This window comes from Methylomonas sp. TEB, from assembly GCF_047777895.1.
Taxonomy (GTDB): Bacteria; Pseudomonadota; Gammaproteobacteria; order Methylococcales; family Methylomonadaceae; genus Methylomonas.
The window spans coordinates 1121420-1143634 of record NZ_CP180476.1 but is presented as its reverse complement, the minus strand read 5'-3'; the positions used below and the strand labels follow the sequence as shown (position 1 = coordinate 1143634).

The 22215-nt window shown below is 56.4% G+C and carries 17 protein-coding genes and 1 CRISPR repeat array; of the genes, 6 read left to right on the top strand and 11 right to left on the bottom strand.

What is annotated here, in order from left to right:
• The first annotated feature begins 286 nt into the window (after positions 1–286).
• A complete protein-coding gene (locus ACMXD4_RS05195; RefSeq protein WP_415880049.1) occupies positions 287–796 on the top strand; it encodes an RNA polymerase sigma factor in 510 nt (169 codons plus the stop codon).
• A 173-nt stretch (positions 797–969) separates the two neighbouring features.
• On the opposite strand, the gene ACMXD4_RS05190 is transcribed toward ACMXD4_RS05195, so the two are convergent.
• Positions 970–1197: a DUF2835 domain-containing protein gene (locus tag ACMXD4_RS05190; protein ID WP_033157240.1), complete on the bottom strand. Its 228-nt coding sequence runs from the start codon at positions 1195–1197 to the stop codon at positions 970–972.
• Positions 1198–1239: 42 nt separating this feature from the next.
• Positions 1240–2115 (bottom strand): protease HtpX, encoded by an 876-nt coding sequence (gene htpX, locus ACMXD4_RS05185; protein WP_415880048.1) that lies wholly within the window; start codon positions 2113–2115, stop codon positions 1240–1242.
• A gap of 112 nt (positions 2116–2227) precedes the next feature.
• Here htpX and ACMXD4_RS05180 point away from each other — a divergent pair, with 112 nt between their 5' ends.
• Together ACMXD4_RS05180 and ACMXD4_RS05175 are read left to right on the top strand one after the other, a co-directional pair.
• A complete protein-coding gene (locus ACMXD4_RS05180) occupies positions 2228–3337 on the top strand; it encodes a PQQ-dependent sugar dehydrogenase (protein WP_415880047.1) in 1110 nt (369 codons plus the stop codon).
• On the top strand, positions 3334–3936 hold the full coding sequence (locus ACMXD4_RS05175) for an NUDIX domain-containing protein (protein ID WP_171696370.1): 603 nt from the start codon (positions 3334–3336) through the stop codon (positions 3934–3936). Before ACMXD4_RS05180 ends, ACMXD4_RS05175 begins: the two co-directional genes overlap by 4 nt.
• 124 nt (positions 3937–4060) lie before the next feature.
• Here ACMXD4_RS05175 and ACMXD4_RS05170 read toward each other — a convergent pair whose 3' ends face one another.
• Complete coding sequence (locus tag ACMXD4_RS05170) at positions 4061–5323, bottom strand: hypothetical protein (RefSeq protein ID WP_415880046.1); 1263 nt, start codon at positions 5321–5323, stop codon at positions 4061–4063.
• Between ACMXD4_RS05170 and ACMXD4_RS05165 the strand changes: the two genes are divergently transcribed.
• On the top strand, positions 5322–5585 hold the full coding sequence (locus tag ACMXD4_RS05165; protein ID WP_415880045.1) for a hypothetical protein: 264 nt from the start codon (positions 5322–5324) through the stop codon (positions 5583–5585). The genes ACMXD4_RS05170 and ACMXD4_RS05165 overlap by 2 nt on opposite strands.
• A 32-nt stretch (positions 5586–5617) precedes the next feature.
• On the opposite strand, the gene ACMXD4_RS05160 is transcribed toward ACMXD4_RS05165, so the two are convergent.
• The 4 genes from ACMXD4_RS05160 to ACMXD4_RS05145 all read right to left on the bottom strand — a co-directional run bounded on the left by ACMXD4_RS05160 (position 5618) and on the right by ACMXD4_RS05145 (position 14296).
• Positions 5618–9514 carry a PAS domain S-box protein gene (locus ACMXD4_RS05160; protein WP_415880044.1) on the bottom strand — a complete coding sequence of 1299 codons (3897 nt, stop codon included), beginning with the start codon at positions 9512–9514 and terminating at the stop codon, positions 5618–5620.
• A gap of 325 nt (positions 9515–9839) precedes the next feature.
• Positions 9840–11841: a CRISPR direct-repeat array (repeat unit 36 nt; unit sequence GCTTCAATGAGGCCCCGGCGGGAGGCCGGGGAATGC).
• 209 nt (positions 11842–12050) lie between these two features.
• Positions 12051–12347, bottom strand: a complete 297-nt coding sequence (gene cas2, locus ACMXD4_RS05155) for a CRISPR-associated endonuclease Cas2 (RefSeq protein ID WP_415880043.1) — start codon at positions 12345–12347, stop codon at positions 12051–12053.
• Entirely contained in the window at positions 12347–14068 is a 1722-nt protein-coding gene (gene cas1, locus ACMXD4_RS05150; protein ID WP_415880042.1) for a CRISPR-associated endonuclease Cas1, read from the bottom strand. Before cas1 ends, cas2 begins: the two co-directional genes overlap by 1 nt.
• A 24-nt stretch (positions 14069–14092) precedes the next feature.
• A complete protein-coding gene (locus ACMXD4_RS05145) occupies positions 14093–14296 on the bottom strand; it encodes a hypothetical protein (protein WP_310747891.1) in 204 nt (67 codons plus the stop codon).
• 78 nt (positions 14297–14374) lie between these two features.
• Here ACMXD4_RS05145 and ACMXD4_RS05140 point away from each other — a divergent pair, with 78 nt between their 5' ends.
• Both ACMXD4_RS05140 and ACMXD4_RS05135 read left to right on the top strand, forming a co-directional pair.
• A complete protein-coding gene (locus tag ACMXD4_RS05140; protein ID WP_310747888.1) occupies positions 14375–14683 on the top strand; it encodes a CopG family transcriptional regulator in 309 nt (102 codons plus the stop codon).
• Entirely contained in the window at positions 14671–14877 is a 207-nt protein-coding gene (locus ACMXD4_RS05135; RefSeq protein ID WP_415880041.1) for a hypothetical protein, read from the top strand. The genes ACMXD4_RS05140 and ACMXD4_RS05135 overlap by 13 nt, the downstream gene beginning before the upstream one ends.
• A 4-nt stretch (positions 14878–14881) precedes the next feature.
• On the opposite strand, the gene csb2 is transcribed toward ACMXD4_RS05135, so the two are convergent.
• From csb2 to cas3, 4 genes are all read right to left on the bottom strand, one after another.
• A complete protein-coding gene (gene csb2 / locus ACMXD4_RS05130; protein WP_415880040.1) occupies positions 14882–16399 on the bottom strand; it encodes a type I-U CRISPR-associated protein Csb2 in 1518 nt (505 codons plus the stop codon).
• A 3-nt stretch (positions 16400–16402) separates the two neighbouring features.
• The gene (cas7u, locus tag ACMXD4_RS05125) at positions 16403–17398 is read right to left on the bottom strand and encodes a type I-U CRISPR-associated RAMP protein Csb1/Cas7u (protein WP_415880039.1); all 996 of its coding nucleotides are present in this window, start codon (positions 17396–17398) and stop codon (positions 16403–16405) included.
• 163 nt (positions 17399–17561) lie between these two features.
• Positions 17562–19853, bottom strand: coding sequence for a type I-U CRISPR-associated protein Csx17 (gene csx17 / locus ACMXD4_RS05120; RefSeq protein ID WP_415880038.1), 2292 nt, complete (start codon positions 19851–19853; stop codon positions 17562–17564).
• Positions 19850–22204: a CRISPR-associated helicase Cas3' gene (gene cas3 / locus ACMXD4_RS05115; RefSeq protein ID WP_415880037.1), complete on the bottom strand. Its 2355-nt coding sequence runs from the start codon at positions 22202–22204 to the stop codon at positions 19850–19852. The genes csx17 and cas3 overlap by 4 nt, the downstream gene beginning before the upstream one ends.
• Positions 22205–22215 lie beyond the last annotated feature (11 nt).

The following is a 22215-nucleotide window of genomic DNA, read 5'->3' as shown; positions in this document are numbered from 1 at the left end:
TTTTTTGGGTCGCGATGTCTCGCTTTGATGTTTGGCTGGTGGTTCAACGGTTGTCGTGTTGGGGTTCGTTACCTCACACCAACCTACGCCCTGGATAAGCGAAGCGCATCCGGCAATCTTGGTGGATGCGCACGGTTTATCCACCCTACTGATTGCCCATCAAAAAATGGCGCATTTTTAAATCACTGTTAGGTTGCCGGTGGCTTGCTCACCAACCGAATAGAGTCGCTCGGCGCTCACGAGCGTCAACGTATAGCTGTAACAGCAGCAAAATTAGGCATGCCCAATGTTGAACGATCATTACCCACCCTTAACCGCCGCGTATTTACGCCACCAAGCCGAGCTACAGCAATTTCTGCTGCGCCAGGTCAATTGCCGGGAGGCGGCAGCCGACTTGCTGCAAGATACCTTTTTGCATATTGCCGAGTATGCTGGGCAGGATGCCATCGCCAATTGCCGGGCATTTCTTTACCGGGTGGCCGGTAATCTGGCTTTGGATTATTTGCGCGCCCAAATCCGGCAACAAGCTCGGGACGGCGGGGCGTTGGACCAGGACTGGCAATGTCCCTGTCCTTTACCTGAGCGGTTGGTGCAAGGCGAGCAGCAATGGTTGGCGGCCGAAAGCTGGCTGCGCGGCTTACCCACACTCAATCGGCAAATCTGGTGCTTGCGTCGGCTAGACGGCAAGCGCCATCAGCACATTGCCGCCGAATTACAGATCTCGGAGCGCCAGGTCGAGCGGGTGCTGTACCAAACCGGACGCATGTTGGCCGGCGCGAACTTGGATGATGGTTAACTTGAGGGGATAGCGGAAAGATTTAAGCAATGTTTGCGTTAGCCATTGAAGAATCGTCAACGCCGTCATTGGCATGGATTGCCGAAATCCAGCGCACTCGGTGGTTTCCTGGTCCCGCCAGTCCGCCGGGACGACATCAACGATTAACGCGAACATGGCTAAGATTTAAGCCGTCACGCCAGCTTTTTGATGCCGACAAACTTATTGCCCGCCCCCAACTCCATTTCAAAATGGCCCTGGATGCCGGATTTGCTTAGATACCGCTGAATATTGCCCGCGGGAAAGACGATGCGCCGGCCGTCATCGGCAATCGTCACCACGGTTTTGGCGACGCCTTGATAAACAGCCAGATATTGGTCGTAACTTAAATCAAGTTTGAAGCGAATGAATTGATTAGCCATAAAAAAGCCGCGCCGGTTGACCCGGCGCGGCAAGGGAGCGTTCTAACGCATGTTTTGCAAAGCGGCGATGCGCTCTTCCAAAGGCGGATGGCTCATAAACAAGCGTTGCACGCCACCGCCATTGATGCCAAATGCCGCCAATTCGCCAGGCAATTCGGCGGGCTCATGCGCACGCTGCAAGGCACGCAACGCGCCTATCATCTTTTGCCGGCCAGCCAAGTTGGCACCGCCCGCGTCGGCGCGGAATTCGCGATAACGCGAGAACCACATCACCAGCATCGAAGCCAAAATCGACAAGGCAATTTGCGCGACCATTTGCGTCACGTAATACGCCGGGCCGTAACCGCGTTCGGTTTTGAATATCACCCGGTCCACCACGTAACCGATGATGGTGGCAAAGAAATACACGAAGGTATTTACCACGCCTTGCATCAAGGCCATCGTCACCATATCGCCATTGGCGACGTGGCTAATCTCGTGGCCGACCACCGCTTCCACTTCATCGGCATTCATGCTGCGCAGCAAACCGGTACTGACTGCCACCAAAGCATTGTTACGGTTGGCGCCGGTGGCAAAGGCGTTGGCTTCCGGCGCATCGAAAATACCCACTTCCGGCATACCGATGCCAGCTTGACGAGCTTGGCGCTCGACCACGCTGATCAACCATTGTTCGGTTTGGTTTTGCGGCCGCTCAATGACATGCACCCCCATCGAACTTTTAGCCGACCATTTGGACATGAACAGCGAGATCACTGAACCTGTCATACCGATGACCGCCGACATCGCCAGCAGGCCTTCAATGTTCAAGTTGACGCCTTGAGCATCCAGTGCGCCTTGCAAGCCAAATATACTAAATATGATGCTGATCGCAATCATAATGGCCACGTTGGTAGCCAAAAACAGCAATATTCTCATCATGGCGTAACTTTCCTGTGTTGTTATAAAGTGGGTTTAATCTGGGGAGCCCAAAGATTAAATTCAAGGCTATAGAGTGTTAACATCTGCCAAAGTTTACTTGAGGGACATAAAAATGAGAATTATAAAGTCGCTATTGATGCTGTTTGCCGCTACACCGCTATGCCTGGCAGCCACTCCGGAACAAGATGCTGTGCTAAAGCAATTGCGCCTACCGCCGGGTTTTAACATCAGAATATTCGCCGACGACGTGCCCAATGCCCGGCAAATGGCGCTGGGCGACAATGGCGTGGTCTATGTCGGTTCCCGGCAAGGCAGCGTCTATGCGGTACAGGATAAGGATGGCGACGGTGTTGCCGAACAAAAATATCTGATCATTCAACAGCTCAATCTACCCAATGGCGTGGCCTACAAAGACGGCACGTTATATGTCGCTGAAATTCACCGCATCATTCGTTTCGACGAGGTTGGCCAGCGTTTGGCCAGCCCGCCCAAAGCGGTCACAGTATTCGACCAGTTTCCCTCCGACCGCCACCATGGCTGGAAATATTTGCGCTTCGGACCCGACGGCAAGTTATACACCGCCGTCGGCGCGCCTTGTAACGTCTGCGACCCGGACAAACCGATTTACGGCTCGCTGATTCGCATGGACCCGGATGGCAGCGATATGGAAATCCTGGCTCGCGGCATTCGCAATACGGTGGGTTTCGATTGGGAAACCCGCAGCGGCCATCTGTTTTTCAATGACAACGGCCGCGACTATCTGGGCGACGACTTACCGCCCGACGAATTGAACGAATGGAATCAAAAAGGCGAGCATTTCGGTTTCCCTTACTGCCACGCCGGCACCCTTGCCGACCCGGAGTATATCGGCGATAAACAATGCTACAAATTTAAAGCGCCTGCCTGGAAATATAAAGCCCACATCGCCCCGCTCGGCATGCGTTTTTATACCGGCAAACAATTTCCGGACACTTATTTCCGGCAGCTATTCGTCGCCCAACATGGCTCTTGGAACCGCACTGTGCCGCAAGGTTACCAGGTCAATGTGGTCAAATTCCGCGAAGGCCAAGCCTATAACGAACTACCCTTCATCAGCGGTTGGCTGACAGCGGACGGCCAAGTACTGGGACGACCGAACGACATTCTGCAAATGCCGGACGGCAGCTTATTGATCAGCGACGACAGTTTGGGCGTCATCTACCGGGTAAGCTACGGCCGATGAGCGACAAACAATTTCAAATACTGGATACGCAGTTAGTGTATGAAGGCTTTTTCCGGCTGGAGCAATACACCCTGAAACACACGCTGTTCAACGGCGGTTGGAGCCCCCCTTTAAAGCGCGAATTGTTCCGCCGCGGCAATTGCGTGGCCGTGCTGCTGTACGATCCGGACCGCGACGAAGTGGTATTGATAGAACAATTTCGCGTCGGCGCGGTCCTGCAACCCGAACGGGCTTGGCAGCTGGAAATTGTAGCCGGTGCGATTGAAGTAGGTGAAACCGCTGAAGAAGTCGCTTATCGCGAAGCCCGCGAGGAAGCCGGCTGCGAGATTGCAGAACTCTTAGAAATCAGACAGTTCTTCACCACCCCAGGCGGCTCATCGGAGTGGATTACCCTGTTCTGCGGCCGGGTCGATAGCAGCCGGGTCGGCGGCATTCACGGTCTGGACGAGGAAGATGAAGACATTCGCGTCACAACCGTCAAATTCGACGAGGCATTTCAAATGCTGGAAGACGGCAAAATCGAATCCGGCATCCCCATCCTCGCCATCCAATGGCTGTATATCCATCGTGAGCAATTACGTGCCCGCTGGTTGGCCTGACTTAATTCGCCCGCGGTAACTGCCACAGTGAACCGGACTCTAGCCCGCAAAACACAGCGGTCGGGCAAGCTTTCGCCCGCGTCCACTGGCAAGGCTAACAGGCGATACGCCCAGGTTTTGCAGGCTATCGCGTTTGTAATGTACCCGTCCTATCCAGCCATTTGCCGGCTTTTTCATTCAGCCAGGCTTGGGCAAACTCGTCTTTTTTAATCAGCATATCCAAAAATGCGCTGGACACACTGGCGATGGCTGCCACTTGTTTATAACCCAAGTTCGGATCGCGGCGCTCTGTTTTGCCAAATAAGCCGCCGCCTGCACCGCCAGCGCTCATGCCGCGCCGCCCGCCGCCACTATGTCCGCCCGGACCGCCGCCGGAATCCATGCCGAAGTCGCCGCGCCGCTCCCCGCTCAAGCCAAACCGCCCACCCAACTCATTGCCTGACAGCAAACGATGCCCGGCGCCGCGCAATAACAATAGATATTTGCCGCCGGCCGGAGCCTGTTCCCAAACCGCCGTACGCACGGCGGCGGAACTGATGGCGTAAGGATCGTTATCTTCGCTGCCGGTAATCGTCAGCATCGGCAGACGCAAAGCTTGAAACCGGCTGCGCACATTGCCTTCCGCCAAATCCACCGACGGACTTAACACCATCGCCGCCACCGGCCTAAGCTGGTCCCCGCGCGGCAAACCGCTACCAAAATTCTCGCCCAAGGCTGCCGTCACGGTTTGCGCACCCAGGTCGTAGCCCGCCAGTATCACCTTGCTGAAATCGGCAGACGCATACAAAGGTTGCCGTAAGCCGGCGCGCGTTTGCAGTTGCGCATAGGCCCAAAATAGTTGAGCCAAGCGGGTTTTCAGATTCTCCATGCCAAAGTATTGATGACCGACATAACGCAATTCGCTTTCCCTAGCCGTCCGCGATTGCCGACGCGGCTTGTCACCAAACCAACCGCCGCTAGTCGGCTCCGGTCGCAACGCCATATTTTCATCAGCCAGCTCCGCATTTTCGTCGTCCGGAATCTCCTCCGGGTCATCGAAGCGCCGCTCCGCCTCCAAGGCCTTCAAGGCTTGGCTGACCGGCACCGGCTGCATGCTAAACACCAGGTAGCCCGCCTTGGCCCAGGTTTCCCGCCATAAACGCCCGGCTTTAGCATCTTCGCCCAAACTGGGCAGATAAATAATCAACGGATAGCTTCCCGGCGCACTCGGCCCGACCAGCTCTACTTCCAGTTCCGTTTGCTGATAAATCCAGACATCGTGCGTAACATCCACCGGAAAATTCCGCGCGGTTTTGTAGCCGCCGTTGCTCAATATTTCACTCAATTTTTCTTGCTGATCTTCCTGGCTGGGCAGCGGCGGCCTGGAGGAACAAGCCGCTAACAGCATGAGCGTAAAGGCCAACAGCAATCGGCACGCTTTATGGCTAACCCAGCCCTCAAATCCCGCCCTTGAAGGTACGGAGTTTATCGAAGGACACCACCGCCTGGGCGTGGAGGCACCCAGCCGGAACGGCATACCCATGATAAACAGGGCCGGATTCATAAAAAATTTATTAGCGTGGGACATGACTTTGCAACTCCGGCAAAAAATCGGCGACAGGTTCGAGAGCGGCATTATCGCCGACAGCGGTATCAAGCGGCGCAGGTAAATTGTAAAAATGGGTAAACCCGTCTGAGCCGGCTAAAGGTGCGGATCGCGCTGCAAAACATCCAAGGCTTGGTCGAAAGCAAACACCTCGACATGCCGCAGCAACGATGCGACACCCTCGCCGCCAAAAGCTTGCCGTAATTGCTCCCGATGGTTTTGTACATAAACTTGCGATTGAATATTGCCCTCCTCCAGTAATATCCGCAGGCCTTCGACCACCGCACGTAGCGCTTCCTCGGAATAGGTGGGCGGCGAAATGTCTTGAAGCGCAGGTTCAGCCGGCAACACATCGAGAATCTGCGCAATAAACCAGGCGAGTTGCTCCGTCAATTGTTTGAGCGGAAATTGCAAGGACTCGGCCGCTGCGGCCGCGCGCTGTTTTAACGTGATCTCAATACCCTCGGCGGTCTCCCGGATGTGGGTTATTCCCAAGGTTGCGGCACTGCTTTTTAAGGAATGCGCGGCTCTTTGTGCGGACTCCCAATCGCCCACTGCCAACAAATGCCGGATATTGTCGGCTTCGGCCGCATGCCGCTGCGCGAAATGGCGTAACTGGCGCAAATAAAACGGCAGCTTGTGTTGCAGATTGTGTAAACCGGCCTGCAAATCCAGGCCCGGAATGTTCGCCAAACGCTCGAGCAGCGCCGCGTTGCCCTCGTTTTGCTCATCCGGGGTTTTATGAACGCGGGCAGGCGGGCTGGGCGGCAAAGGCGGCATCCAGCGTAACATCACGTCGTATAGCACCTCCGGATTCACCGGTTTGGGAATATGATCATTCATCCCAGCGCTCAGACAGGCGCGCCGATCTTCGTCAAAGGCGTTGGCGGTCATGGCCAATATCGGCGTCTTTTCCCGCCCCGGCATACGCCTGATCGCCAGACTGGCGGCCATACCATCCATCTCCGGCATTTGCACGTCCAGCAGAATCAGGTCGTACAACTGTTTGGCGGCCATATCGCAAGCGATCCGGCCGTTTTCGGCCAAATCGACTAGCAAACCGGCGTCTTGCAACAACTCCAACGCCACTTCCTGATTGATCAGATTGTCTTCGGCCAATAACACCCGTCGGCCTTTTAGGCGGGATAAATCCGGATGCCGCGCATCCGCGGGCGCCTTTTGCCGCCATCCCGACAGCACGCCGGCAATCGTATCGTGTAAGGCCGACAGCGTCACTGGTTTGGCAAGATGCCCCACAATCCCGACGCTGTGCAAGTCCTCGGCGCTGCCGTCGTAACTATAGGCGGTCACCAAGACAATTTTCGGTAAGGCCTCGCCGAGTATTTCGCCCATCCGGCGCGCGGTTTGAATGCCGTCCACTCCCGGCATCATCCAGTCCATCAGCACCAGATCGAACGGTGTATCGGCTTGCCGGGCATCGGCAACCTGTTGCACGGCCGCCAAACCGGAATCGGCGACGCTCACCCGCGCCTCGAACCGCGTCAGCATGTGGGCGATGGCTTCGCGGGCCTCGGCCACATCGTCTACCACCAATACTTTTAAACCTTTACGAATATCCGGCTTAGGCAATTGCAGCGCAGAACCCACCGCATACTCGAACGGCAATTCCAGCCAAAACGTACTGCCGTGCCCCAAGTTGCTCTGCACACCCACCGTGCCGCCCATCATTTCGATCAGACGCTTACTGATGGCTAGGCCCAAACCTGTGCCGCCGAAACGCCGCGACGTGGTGGAATCGGCTTGTTCGAAGGCTTGAAATAACCGGCTGCATTGCTCGGCATTCATGCCGATGCCGGTGTCGCTGATTTCGAAGCGAGCCACAATCCCCACCGGATTTTTGGCTAGCAATTTAGCCCGAAACACGATGTGTCCGGCGTCGGTAAACTTGACGGCATTACTGGCAAAATTGAGCAAAATTTGTCCCAGCCGCAGCGCATCGCCCCGTAACACCGCCGGTAGCGCCGGGTCGATACGGTTAATCACTTCCAAACCTTTCTCGGCGGCGCGGTCGCAAATCAGGTCGTTCAAACTTTTGAAAACCTGGTCAAGATCGAAATCGCCGATGTCCAACACCAATTTGCCGGCTTCGATCTTGGAGAAATCCAGAATGTCGTTGATGATGCCCAGCAAATGCTGGGCAGCGACCGAAATTTTCGCCAGCTGTTCACGTTGCTTGGCATCCAGCGTGGTGTTTTGCAGCAAATGCGTCAAACCAATAATCGCGTTCATCGGCGTGCGGATTTCGTGGCTCATATTCGCCAAAAAGGCACTTTTCGACACATTGGCCACTTCCGCCGCTTGCATCGCATCGGCCAATTGTTCGGTGCGTTCAACCACCAATTCTTCCAGATGCTCGCGATAGCTCTCCAACTCTAGAAGCATCTGCTTCTTCTCGCTGATGTCGTCCTTGATCGCCATGTAATGGCTAATCTGCCCGTCTTGCTGGCGAATCGGCGCCACGATAGCCGATTCCACAAACTCGTGGCCATCCTTGCGCTTATTGATAAACTCGCCCTGCCAGGACCGGCCGTGCGTCAAATTATCCCAAAGCACCGCAAAATACTCCGGCTTAGTCTTGCCCGATTTAAACAGACTGGCTTTTTGGCCCAACAGCTCGGAGCGCGTGTAGCCGGTGGTCTGAATCACGGCTTCGTTGACGTATTCGATGCGCGCATCCAGGTCGGTGATAACGATGCTCTCCGGGCTTTGCTCGACTACCAGGGATAATTTACGCAGCGTCTCCTCCGCACGCTTACGCTCGGTGATGTCCATCAACGTTGCCAGTAAATTGTCGCCTATCGTCACCCCGGAGATGATGGCGGTGCGCACGTCGCCGTTTTTACAGGTCACTTGATATTCGTGAGATTCTATCGGTGCCTGCTGCTCGGCGGCGCGCTGCTGCAAATTCTGCCAGGTGTCGAAAACCGTTTGCCGGTACACTGGATCGGGATACGCATGGCGCCACCAATCCTCGACGGTTGGGATGTCGGACAAGGTATAACCAAAGGTCCGGGCAATAGACTGGTTCAAAGCCAGCATCGTACCGTCGGCGGCGACCAGCGCCATCGGCACCGGTGCCACATCGAACAATTTACGGAAATTAGCTTCGCTTTCCCGCAGCGCCGCCTTGATACGCTTACGCTCAGTGATGTCGCGGACGATCTTCGACGCGCCGATGACCTTGCCGTCGCCATCTTTGATAGCCGAAATCGTCGAGGCGACCTCGATCCGGCTGCCGTCTTTACGCACCCGCTGGGTTTCGTAATTGCTGATCCGCTCGCCGTTAAAAATCCGCTGGAGCAAGTCGGCTTCCGTGATCACCAGTTCGGGGGGAAACAGCAGCGTAATCGGCTGACCAATAATTTCAGCGGCGCTGTAACCGAAGATACGTTCGGCCGCGGGGTTCCAACTGGTAACGATTCCGTCCAAATTTTTGCCGATAATCGCATCGTCGGAAGAATTGACCAGCGCCGCCAACTGGGTACGTTCCGCCACCAAGCCCTGCTCAAGCAATACGTTCGCCGCTTTCAGGGCCTGCTCGACCCGCTCACGTTCGGCGACTTCCTGCTGCAACTGGGCGTTGGCCTCGCGTAACTGCGCCGGGCTGGGCAATTGCAGCGCTTTGGGAATCAGCGGTATCAGCACCGCCACCGTTATCACCGAAACTATCGCCGTCACCACTTTGGCAAACGCATCCAGTCCGTAAAGTGGTTCCCAAATCACCACGACATCCATCAGATGCGTCGTACCGCAGGCCATAATGAACACCACAAACAGCCACAACACCCGGACATACGGAAAATCCTGCCGATGCCGCGCGAAATAACCCAAGGCAACCGGCAGCAAAAAGTAAGACAGAAATATCAAGCCATCGCTGATCACAAAGGTCCACAACAAACCCGGCGACCAGCTCAGACAATAGCCATGCGGCATAAAATTATTGTCGGTCAGAAACTTTAGAATGTCATTCATGGCAGGAAGATCGGTAATAGTGATTTGCACGATTTAGGGAACTTGAACGACATACCGTCGCCCCGTATCCGTTAGCTAACGCATAACCCGCATTTGGATTCTCTAAATCCGATACAACTAAACATAGCAGCTAGCCCAAACAGCGTAAGGTTTAGCTACTTTTTATGTGGAATTAATGCTGGCAGCAGGTAGATGGTTGGGGGGAATACGCTTGGATTATTGACCCGGCCCTATTTATCACGGATGTGCCGTTCGGGCTGAGTGCTCCGGCGGGAAGACGGGGAATGCCCGAGTCGGAGCGTATGGCGCGGCTGGAAGGCGAAGTGCTTCAACGAGGCCCCGGCGGGAGGCCGGGGAATGCACCTATTTACTGTAGGTGGAAATGGGCAATCAGCAGCGCTTCAATGAGGCCCCGGCGGGAGGCCGGGGAATGCCAGGCGCACGCCCCTGATTCGGCTCAGCTCGTTTAAAGCTTCAATGAGGCCCCGGCGGGAGGCCGGGGAATGCTTCGACCGCCGCCCGCACTGCCGCGTTATTGGGGCGGCTTCAATGAGGCCCCGGCGGGAGGCCGGGGAATGCCAGGCGCACGCCCCTGATTCGGCTCAGCTCGTTTAAAGCTTCAATGAGGCCCCGGCGGGAGGCCGGGGAATGCTTCGACCGCCGCCCGCACTGCCGCGTTATTGGGGCGGCTTCAATGAGGCCCCGGCGGGAGGCCGGGGAATGCTGAGATTGCGCGGCGAACCGGAAATCGGGCGGGCGGGCTTCAATGAGGCCCCGGCGGGAGGCCGGGGAATGCTCTCGATCTTGCCAAGCTCAGGATGGCCGCGCAGCAAGCTTCAATGAGGCCCCGGCGGGAGGCCGGGGAATGCCGGCTTTTTCAATATTGGCGCCGACAAATACACTGCCGCTTCAATGAGGCCCCGGCGGGAGGCCGGGGAATGCTAACAGTGACTACATGAACGCCACCGGATACGAGAAAGCTTCAATGAGGCCCCGGCGGGAGGCCGGGGAATGCTTAGCATCGCGCCAAATCAGCGACCAATCGCATCAGGCTTCAATGAGGCCCCGGCGGGAGGCCGGGGAATGCGTCGGCCTCGGATTGATAATCGGCGAGAGCCACCTGGGCTTCAATGAGGCCCCGGCGGGAGGCCGGGGAATGCGTAATCAGCTACAGGAAAAACTAGACAGGTTAACCCTGGCTTCAATGAGGCCCCGGCGGGAGGCCGGGGAATGCTGTTTGACAGCAGATGCCGGTAATCAACTTTAAACAGGCTTCAATGAGGCCCCGGCGGGAGGCCGGGGAATGCCATAGTCATTGATTTACACTACAATCGCTAACACAAGCTTCAATGAGGCCCCGGCGGGAGGCCGGGGAATGCACACGCAAGCCGCACTCGGAAAACCCTGCCCGGTGCGCTTCAATGAGGCCCCGGCGGGAGGCCGGGGAATGCGCCAGAGGCGTCAGCGCCATTAACAACAACCCCTCGCTTCAATGAGGCCCCGGCGGGAGGCCGGGGAATGCCCTACTGCGCCATGTAGCTGTAATGTTCTGATTGCACAGCTTCAATGAGGCCCCGGCGGGAGGCCGGGGAATGCTTAATTTAGACTTACCACCTGCACCGCGACCCACATGCTTCAATGAGGCCCCGGCGGGAGGCCGGGGAATGCAAAAAGCCTTTGGCAGCGACGAGGCCGTGGCCTTGGTGCTTCAATGAGGCCCCGGCGGGAGGCCGGGGAATGCCTGCTGACACGCCACCGCATCAGGATGGAGCTTACAAGCTTCAATGAGGCCCCGGCGGGAGGCCGGGGAATGCGCCCGCTGATTGTAAAATCTATCCTGGTACTCTTTTTTGCTTCAATGAGGCCCCGGCGGGAGGCCGGGGAATGCAGGGGTACGGGTTGCCAAGACAATCGCCGAGCGGCTGCTTCAATGAGGCCCCGGCGGGAGGCCGGGGAATGCTTTTGGGCAGGCGCAGCATGTTGCGCCATACCCGGTTGCTTCAATGAGGCCCCGGCGGGAGGCCGGGGAATGCTTGCTGAACTTAGTGATTCTGTTGCCGCTGATGCGCCGGCTTCAATGAGGCCCCGGCGGGAGGCCGGGGAATGCCTTGCGCGACCGCGCTAATGACACGCTGATCGACTACGCTTCAATGAGGCCCCGGCGGGAGGCCGGGGAATGCGAACTTGCTGCGGCCTGACTCCAAAGACGAACAGCGCGCTTCAATGAGGCCCCGGCGGGAGGCCGGGGAATGCCCTGTCAAGCGGTAACTTATCCCGTTACGCGTACCAAGGCTTCAATGAGGCCCCGGCGGGAGGCCGGGGAATGCAGCGCGGGCTGGAGGCCATGGTTGGCGCGGCCTGCGCGGGCCGTTTGCGAGGACTGCGGAAAACGGCCGTTCAACTTTAGCGGAAAAGTCTGCATCGCGCTAATCCAACTTGCTAAGTACCTGATTGTTAAAGAGCAGCCGGCTCGCGAGAGCTGACGGGGTTTTTCGCGGCACCGCAGCGCTCGCAAAGCGGCGGCGGAAAATCCGCATCAGACGATGACCGGCTGCCGTTCCACCACATCGAAATCCTTGCCCAAACTGACCACCGAGAGTTTCACCGTTTCGGCGGGCCCGACGTTGATGATCAGGACATGGTCGTCGCTATGATGGATGATGCCATCCAACAGCGCGATTAATTCCGCATGGCGTTTGCGGCTGAGCCGGCATTGAAAAACCGACAGTTGCAGCCAGTCGCCATAGCCTTTCATCAGCCGAAACACCCGCCGCCAGCGTTTGGCATCGCTGATGTCGTAAGTCACGATATATAAATGTTCGAGGGCAGCCATCAGCGGGTGGTGAAGTTGGGATATTCCGGCAATTCACCGAGCAAATAGCGGCCGAACAAGCGCGCCTGAATCTCGAACACCTGCCGATAATTGGCCTTGTAGCCGAAGATGGGATGCGTTACTTCCTGGCTTAAGCGCCGTTCGAAGGCGGTGATGAAGCGCTTGCGACCGTCTTCGTTCAAGGCCACGCTGCCGGCGGCACAGATAAAGTCGGTGGGCCGCACTTCACCATTATTGATGACTTGCAGCACGGTGGAGTCGGCGATGATGGGCCGAAACGGTTCCATCAAATCCAGCGCCAGCGCCGGCCGGCCGTAACGCGGCTGGTGGTAAAAGCCGCGATACGGGTCCAAACCGACCGCGCTCAGATTCATGGTCCAAGTGCGTACCAGCATGGCATAAGCAAACGACAGCAAGGCGTTGACCGGATCGGTGGGCGGCCGCCGGTTGCGGGTGTTGAAGTCGAAGCTCATCTGCTTGCTGTCGTCCGGTTTTTTGATCAATTTATCGAACGCGCCGAAATACAGGGCCGCCGCCGCGCCTTCGATACCCAACAATTGCGGCAAATCGGCGGCGCGCTGGGACTTGTCAGCCAGGGACTTCAGCGGTTCCAGCAACAGTTCCACCGGCTCGTCGGCGCGCCAATTGCGCCGGGCCTGGGTCCGGCAATTCTGGATTTTGGCGCGCACCAGATTGCGGGCAATTGCCAGACAGGTTTTGTCGTCGAAACTGGCTTTGTACTGGGCGGTGCGCAACTCGACGTTCTTATGGCCGGTGCCGATGGTGTGGCCGACAAACCAGCCGCCGTGACTGTGCCAACTGACCGGAATTTCGCGCTTCATCAAGTCCTGCAAACACGGCGTGGTGATGTAGACGTTGCCCATCACCACCACTTGCGAAGTGTCCACCAGCCGCGCGGTTTGCACTTTTTCGTCGTCGATGCTGATTTCCAGCTCCTCCCCCTTCTTGCCGATCTTGGCCTTCCAGGCCTGCACGTAAACCGGCAAGGCTTCGTCGCGCATCACCGCCAGCGGCCGGGGTTCGAGGTCGGCGTGGCGCAGGTAATTGACTTCGTCCGGCAGGCAGATGCCGACCAAAGAGCAGCCCGAACACTTAGGGCTGTCCTGCAAGGGTTCCGGAATATGGCCGCCGGCGGCGATCAAGCGCAGACCGTTGATGGCATTGGCGGTGAGTTGTTTCAGTTCTTCGTCGAAAGCCACCCGCACCCGCTCGCGGCTTTGCACGAAATACAACGCGCCTTCTTCGCAGACATAACCGTGTTCCTGCAACACCATGCCCTGCACGCAAAGCTGCACCCGCTCCGGATCGTAAGCACCGCGCGCCACGTGCGGACGCTTGCCGCGTTTGTAATCGATGGGCGTGACCACGCCGTCCTCGGCTTCGATCAAATCCAGCTTGGCGATTAAGCCTAAACGGTTGGAAGACAGGGTAATCGAGCGGCCATGCAATTTCTCGGCGTCGTCCAACTCGTCGGCTTCCGGAAAGCTTTTGGACGGCTTATCCACCCGGCGATGGGCGTGATCGCCTTCCACGGTATCGGCCGACGCCGCCCATTCGCCCTGCACCCATTCCAGATAAGCCAAGCGCGGGCAGTACTGGTATTCGTTAATCATCCGCGCCGGCAATAAAGGCATGTCGCCGGATAGCTCCGGGAACGGCAGTGGTAGTTCTAGCTGGATCGGAGGACGTTCGTCGGCCATGGCTGCCTCGATTTGCCTTAAAATTTAGTCGAGCCAAAATGCTTCGATCAAACCGCCTTCGGCATCGAGCAGCCACCACTCCAGGCCTTGCTTGGTCACCATACGATGCAAGGTATAACCCGGTTGCCAATACTGCAAAACAGCTTCGAGGATCAATGCCGGAATCTCCGGGTGATCCAAAGGTACGGGGGCTTCTTCGGGCCAATCGTTTGTCGTTATGTCGCACATGGTAGAAACGCCTGGTTCGATATACGTTCTGTCATACAATCTGTCTGTCACATCGCCTTTATTTATAAGGAGTCCGCCATGCCTATCCTCAGCCTGCGCTTACCTGACGATGTGGAAGCCAATCTCAAAGCCGAAGCCCAATTGGAAGGCAAAAGCCAATCGGAAATGGCCCGTCTGGCGATCACCGAATACTTGGCCCGCCGCGAACGCGAGCGGTTCATGGCGGAGATGGTGGCGGCGGCACGCGCTTTGGCTAACGATCCGCAAGCCAGGGCGGAAGCGCTGCAAATTGCCGCGGATTTCGACGCGGCGGACGATGACCTGGATCGAATAATTGCTGATGAGCGCGCCGCCGGTATCGACCCCGACGAAAAATGGTGGGAATGATGAAACGCGGCGAAATTTGGGTCGGCAACCTCAACCCGCCGCGCGGGCGCCTGTTGAAATCGTGCCAGGTCATTACCGCCCAACGCCGCCACCTGGACAGAGACCGCATCGGCGAAGTCCCCCTCGCCACCGTCACCGCTGAAGAACTGGCGGCGGTGGAGAAGAGTTTGCGCGGGGTTATGGGGTTGTGGTGAGCCATTATTCATTTGCTTTCACCGGAGCAAACAGACCCAAACCAAAATGGCAGCCAAAGCCCAATGCCAGCGGTCCGGAAACGGGTTCGGCGAACGTCAGGTGCCAGAACGAACCTCGGGTATCCGGCTGCACCAGCCCGCTTTTGCTTCGAAAGCGGTGAAAGTCAATCGGCCGGAGTTCGCGACCGTGCGGCTTAATGGTCGGTAGCAGCTGGATTTCCGTCGGCTCCGGCAACTCACGCTCCCGGCATTCCCGCCGAATCTGCGCCGATACATCGAAATCTTTTTTGCAATGCCACGGGTGTAGATAAGGTGTGTGCGACTGCCAAACACTGGCGGACTGAACGATAGGCGAGACGTTTTCGAAATCTTCACACTGGCCGATATGCTCCAACATTAGGCGCCATTCCTGGGCGTCAAAGCCTTTGACCGTTTTTAACGCGCCGAAAACCCGGCGCATGTCGCCGTCAATACCGGCCGGGACGTGAATCAGCACGTGATCGAGCAGGCCGTTGGAGTCGGCTTGCGGCAGGAAAAAGGCGTGGCAGTGGCGGTTATCGGTATTCAAGCCATGCCCGGACAGCAACGGCGGAATCGCGGTTTCGCCCAATGTCCATTTGGCTTTACCCATCACCGCTCGGCGCACGTGCTCGGCAAATCTGATGGTATCCAATTCGCGCATCAGCGGCTTGCCGTAAACGGCGTAACGCACCGTGTCGGCGGACGGGCTTGGTTTAGGTTTGGCGCGGCTGGCAACGCTGCTTTTCAATGCCTGAATCGGGCGCTGATAAAGAATTTTTTGCGCGGCCGGCGGCGCGCTCCAGCCGGCGTTTTGCAAGTCGGCGGTGTCCAGGCCGACCGCCGCCAACCAACTGGTCGGCAGGGTTTTCTTGATGCTTTTCAATTCGGAGGTTTTCAACTTGCGTAAGGCCAAGCCGGATTGCATTTGCTGCTGGAAATTGGCGTAGGCATCGGGAGTAAGCGGTGCGTATAAATGCACCGGTTCGGTCTGTATCTCGCCGGTTTCCTGATCGATTTGGGTGCTTCCCGGAAAACAGTTTGGTTCTCCGCTCCAATCGCCTAGGCGTTTTGCCTCTACCCAGGATTCGGCGCGTCCGACATAGCCGATGCAGTTTAAAAGCTCGTCCAGCAATGCGGTTTGTGCGTCGTTCAGTTGGCATCCGGGCCAGTGCACGATCAGCGCTTCAGTTGGATCGATACGGGCAAAGGCGTCGAAAATCAACGTGGATTTTTGGCGATTGGGCATGTAATGCCGGGTATGGCTGTGTACCGCCGTCGGCAGCCGATAATGCGGCGGTTCGTCCGCCAGCAATCCGAGCAAACTTGTCAGCAAAATCTCAGGGTAAAGCTGATGGTCGAGTTTGCGATACCAGGTGGCAATCAAGGCGCGGGTCAAGCGCCATGGGTCGGGCGGCCAAGCCACGTCCGCTTCGTTGACGTGCCGGCCCCAAGGCGTGGCGTGATAACGCCCGCCGGGAAAGCAGAGCGATAGCGTAAGCATGCCTTATTCCTCGCTTTCCGTTTCAGCCTTGGCTTTTTTGGCTTTGCCTTTTTCCCAGGTGACCGTGGTAACGCGCGGCTCGGCAAAACGGTTTTCGGCGGCGACGGCGGCAATCAACCCCGGTAACGCGGCTTCCAGGGTATTACGTTCGGGTAGTTCCCAGCCGGTCGGACGGGTAACGGTCAGTTTTTTCACATCCAAATCGCAGGCGGTGCGCAAGCGCAAACCGAAGTCCAAAACCGCGCGGATTTTGTAAAGCGCCAAGGCGATCAGCAATTGCTCGACTGCATTGCCCAGGCCGAAACCGCGTATTTGGGCGAGGTCGATGTTGAAGTAAGCGGTGATTTTGGGGGCGGTGTAGTCGCTGCGCGAATACGGAACGTTCCCGAAACCTTTCGCGGTATCACCGGACGGATTAACGTGGTCGTTTTTGACGCCGCCGCTTTGCGCCAAATTTACATCTTCCGCTTCGATGAACGAAGACACGACACGCGGCAAGCGTAAGCGGCCGCCGGCCAATTCTTTTTTCGCAAGAAACAAACCGTGGAGTAAGGCGTTTGCGTCGTATCTCAGAACGACCGCAGCGAGTTTTTTGAGATCTACTGCTCCCTCGTCCATGTCCGCCAATTCGGCTTTCAATTTATCGAAAACTGTTTGGTCTTTACCCTCAAGGACGTATGCCGAGTTTAGGCGGTGGGCTTCCTGTACTGTGTTGGTTAAAGGTTTCCCTTGATTATCAATCACCTTAATCAATGGTAAGCCCTTTAACGCATCAACCCAATCATCGTTCGGCGCATCCCAGCAAACGATCTCCATCCGGTTAGCCATACTCTGCGCCGATTCCACCAGTAGTAGTCGATTACCGTGTGGCCCATCGTAAACGGCGGCGCCCAAGTCGGGAAAACCGGTGGGCTGAAAACGCGCGCCTTGCAGGGGTTGTAATTCGGCCTCGATCAACAGTCTTGGGGCGGCGTGTAGAGCGGAAAAGTCGATACTCATGGTTTATCTCCTGGTAACAAAATTAAAATATGCAATTCCCTGGTTACCATGCGCTGCGTGGTAACCCGAATGCACCGCGCTGCGGTGCCTAGGCTGACCGCAGCGCGGTCAAGCCCGGTATTCCAACGCGGCGCGTTGGAACGAGGAACATGTGAGGTAAATGTCATTGGACCGATTCGGCTTGCTGTTCTGTCGCTTTTTCACTGGCGCCCAGCGTCAGCAACAGACTTTTCAGTTGGCCGGATGCGAGCGGAAAAGCCAAGGCCGCCAACAGGCGAGGCCCATCGATTCCAACCGCGCTTGGCGCTTGCTGCGGGAAATGCGGCAAACCGACGCCGACCTGGCGCAGCTTGGCCCAAGCCCAATCGACGGCTTTTTGCGTTTGATTGGCGGCCAACCAGGACAGCAACTCGCCGCGTAGCGGTAAGTGGGCATCCGCCGCCAAGAAACCGATTCTGACCAATTTGCGATCCGGCACGAAAAACGGCTTAAGCACGCCGTAGGCGTTGGGCAATGCCGCATGGCGGGTTGCCCATGTTTGAAGTCCGGTTGAGTTGAATTCCTTGAGCAACGCCAAACCCTGCGCCAAATCGCTAATACGCAGGTCATCGACCGAGCCAGCCAAAAATGCGGCTATATCGGCTTGATTTGCACCGACACCATAGGCAAAAGGTTTGTCCGCATGTGAAAGCCGTTGCGCCGTCAGCCAGCGGCAACGCAGGGTTTCATTCAGATTTTGCGTGAGAGAACCTTCGCCCCAAACGGCCAGCCGCGATTCGTTGTCCCAGACATAGCGTTTCTTGTCGAGTTTGATGCCGGCAAAATGAAGGCGCATAGGTAAGCCGGCAGACGCCTCGACAATCGATTCGGTAGGGCTTTCCTGCAATGCGGATTTTTTTGCTCCGCCGCCAACGGCTTTTAAGCCGGCCAAAGCGCAGGCCAAACGAAACTCTGAGCTGGCATCGTCGCTGGCCATCAGCCATTGCGAGCTTAATAAGGGTATCGGTTGATGAATTTCCTCTTTCGCTTTCGAGCTGATACTGACAGTGCGTTGAATTTTGCCGAGTAACATCAAAATGTCTTGGCAAACCCGACGATCCGCGCCGCGCGTGAGGTCGAACAAACGGTTTTCCAGTTGATGCGCCAATGAGGCCAATCGCGCCGACGCTTTGTCACTGCGGGCAAAGCGGCGCAAACTGTCCAAAAAGCGGTTGCGTTCCAAATCGTTAATCAATTCTGCCGATGGATTGGCGCGCGTTGCAATCCGGCTTATCGGTGTAGCCAGATAGGATTTACCGGAACGCATCATGAATCCGTAGCGTTGAAATTCGGTAATGCCGCGATCCACGCCCAAGGACGCCACCGCACGCGCGAAGTCCAAGCCGTCTTTCGCCGGTCTTCTGCCCACGGTGGCCCGGCCTTCTTGAAACAAGCCGTTCAACTCGTTTAGACCAGTCGCTTGATACCACACAGGCAACCAGATTTCGTCATGCGAATCCGCTTCGTCGTTTTGGTTGCCCGCACCACTACCACCACCGGCCATCCGAACGGTGAAGGGGTAACTCAAACAACCGTTTTTATCCTGCTGCAAGCGTCTGGTCGTATTGGCGGCAAATAACAACGCCCCTTCCAGCATCAGCACAAAGTCCCAAGGATTTATCAGCGATTTGGCTTCGAAGCCCGCCGTCGCGTTCGGGCCACCCGCATTACCGGGGAAAAATTGTCCAATGGCCGCGTCTTTGTGCATCTGTGGCGTGGCATCGGCAAATAGCGAGTTTGATAGCCAAGCTGCGCTCGATACTGTCGCTTGGCCGGTAAGAGGGTCGAACAACTGTAGTTGCCGCTGCATGAAATTGTTGGTGAAGTCCAAGTTGCCATCATTGCCGCCGGTTCCAAGCAATGGCGGAAAAAAGGTTTTATCGGTGCCGATCAGCAAAACGGCGTCCAACCAACTAAGAAAAACATCGGGAAAGCTATTTCGGAAAATTTGCAGCATCCGGTCTTTGGCTTCTGCTTTTGGCGCTTCCTGGCAATTGTGCTTGGCCAGCAATGAGCGAATTTGTTTTAGTACATACCGATAAACAGCAAAACGGTCGCATTCGCTATCGATAAATGCTTTAACCGTTCGAGTAGCTTCAGTCTCCTGGTCTCGCACGCCGGTTTTCAATTTTTTTCCGGTTTCAGGATCGACGGCGCTAGTCTTGCCTTCCTGAAAGAAAAATCCGCTCCCGCCATTCCAAGGCGCGGTAATCGGCGTAGGTTGATACTCATCCAGAAAAAACCGCAACAGACTTTCTTTATCCAAACTGCTTTGCAACACAAAAGCCTCATCCCGCCAGCAACCTTTGGCATTCGGGTCTTTCTGCTCCGCGACCAAACGTAATATGCCCAGCGCCTTCAGGTAATGGGCCAGCGGCGTAGGTGCGCAGCCTTTTAACTCGATTTCGTGGCTCATAGCGGATTCTCCATACCGTCTTGTTGTTCGGCTTCCGAGGCGCGCCAGTCGGCGATGCGGACCAGGATTTCGTACCAGGCCAGTTCGAATGGGCCGTGTTCGCGCAATAGGGTTTGCACGCGCGTGGTCCAAGACGCCCCCATCACTTCGGTTTCGCCCAGCTGCATCAATTCCAGCCGCAATTCGGTAGCCGGCATGACTTGGTCCAGGACGGTAACTTCCGGCAAACAGTCGCCTTGGTAAACGCCACGGGCATAGAGAATATGCGGTTTGTCCTTGGGCGGCTTTTCGTCCGGCATGGCTCTTAGGCTTAAGCGCACTTTGCCGTGGTGGGCGACGATCAAATAGGCAATCAGGTCGCGTTGCGGATGTTCGGCGTTGTTGATTAGCCACGCCAGCATGGAGGCCAGTTCGTGGCGGAAATATCGGCGTTGGTGACCGGCGTTTGCTGCGGATTTGGCCCAAAGCTTTTCATCGCTCAGCCGTTCATCTTGCAGCATGGTGTGTTGAAATACTTTGTGCGATTTACCCACGTCATGCCAAGCAGCGGCTGTAACTACCGCGTGTTTTCCGATTGCTTGGGCCTGCACCTGATCTACCAAGTGTTGGGCATGTTCGAAAACATGCCGCAAATGAGCGGGCAGTTCTATCGCCTTGGTTTTACGGCTATCTTGGTCGCCGGTAAAACTGTCATCGCTTTGCGCCGTTTCCGACGACACGACCGGCACCGCTTGTTTTTTGATGGGATCGAAGCCTGATTCCAGATCGTAACCGCCGTGCCTAGCCAGCAGAAGCAAGGTCATGCCCGGAAATGGCTGGTCGATCTTTTTCCAGGTTTTTGCCAAGCCGTCCCAAACGAAAGCGGTCCGCTCCTTGTCCTTGAAATAGTCTTTGATTTGTCCCATCGACACCGGACAAAGCTCGCTATGCAAAGGTTGCGGTTCATCAGTCTGCGGCTTTTCGATGTCGCGCCAAAACACTCGCAGTTGCGGCATGCCTTGGTCACGGATGAATGGGGAAATGTCGGTGTCGAAGCCGCTCAGGTCGGCGTCGGTGTTGAACAAATCCAGAAAATCTTTTTTGCGCAGGACGGGATGAATCGCCTGTTCGGTGGTCACTTTCGGCAGTTCGGAAGGCGCGGCGCTCTCCAGACTCAGCATATGGCTGCGGCTAAGTGCAAAATCCTCCGGCGCGTAGGGCAAGGTATCGTCTTCGATGTCGATCCAGAAAATATCCGCGCCGCCGGTTTGGTTATATTCGCCGTAACGGTTACAGCGCCCGAAACGTTGGACCAACGACGACCACAGCGCAATCTCGGTAAACAAGGTCTTGCTGGAAATATCCACCCCGGCTTCGATGGCTTGGGTGGCGATGATGATGCGGCCCGCTTCCGGTGCCGCTTGCTGTAAACGCTGGTTAAGTTGCCGCCGCTCGTGCAGCCGAAATCGGGCATGAACCAACAATAATTCCGCCGCCGGCTTTTGCTTATTTAATTGCGCATATATCTGCTGCGCGCGTTCGACCCGATTGACGATCACCAAACTGTTCGTCCCTAGTTGATGCTGTTGGCTAACCAGTTCGGCGAGTTGCGCGACGTAGTTTTTTTTGGTTTCGGTGCTTAGCAGGCATGCCGCTTTGGAAAGGCGCTTTATCGCCTTAATGCGTCGTTGTACCTCTGGAAGGGTTTGTTCGGCGCTGCTCAATGGCAAGCTGATTGTCTTTGGCAAATAATCGGCAAAGTCTACTGTATTCAACCAATCGCGATTTAAGGTGGCGGAAACCCAAAGGCTTTTTGTGACGACACTGGTTGTCAGCGTACGCCGGAAGGCTTCCACTTGCGCGCTGGTCGATAAGCCCGCACCCATCAACTGCACTTCGTCGAACACCCACAGTGCATCGTTATGCAGCAAGGCAAAATGCACAGGCCATTGGTAACGGCTAACGCCGTAGCCGCGCATTAAGGCGCGCGACAACAGCATGTCCTGAGTACCGATCAGAATAGCGTCTTTTTCCGGTTGCATAACCCAGGATTGGCCGTCTTCGCCGCCCATCAAAATGTGAACATTGACTTGATCTTGCAGATTCAAGCGTTCTAGCCAGGAATCGATGTTGGCTTGGGTTTGCTCGACCAAAACCCGCATCGGTAAGCAGTACACCAGTCGGCGCGGCGTGTCGACATCATGCGCGACTTGGCGTTTATAAAGCCACGCCAATATGATTGCGGCGGTTTTGCCGAGGCCGGTTGGAATTTCCAGGAAATCCGGCCAAGCAGCTTGGGCCAGGGTTTGTTGATACGGAAACGGCTCCGCTAACAATGTTGCTTGTCTGAAAAATGCGCTGTAGTCGCTCATGGCAAACCTTT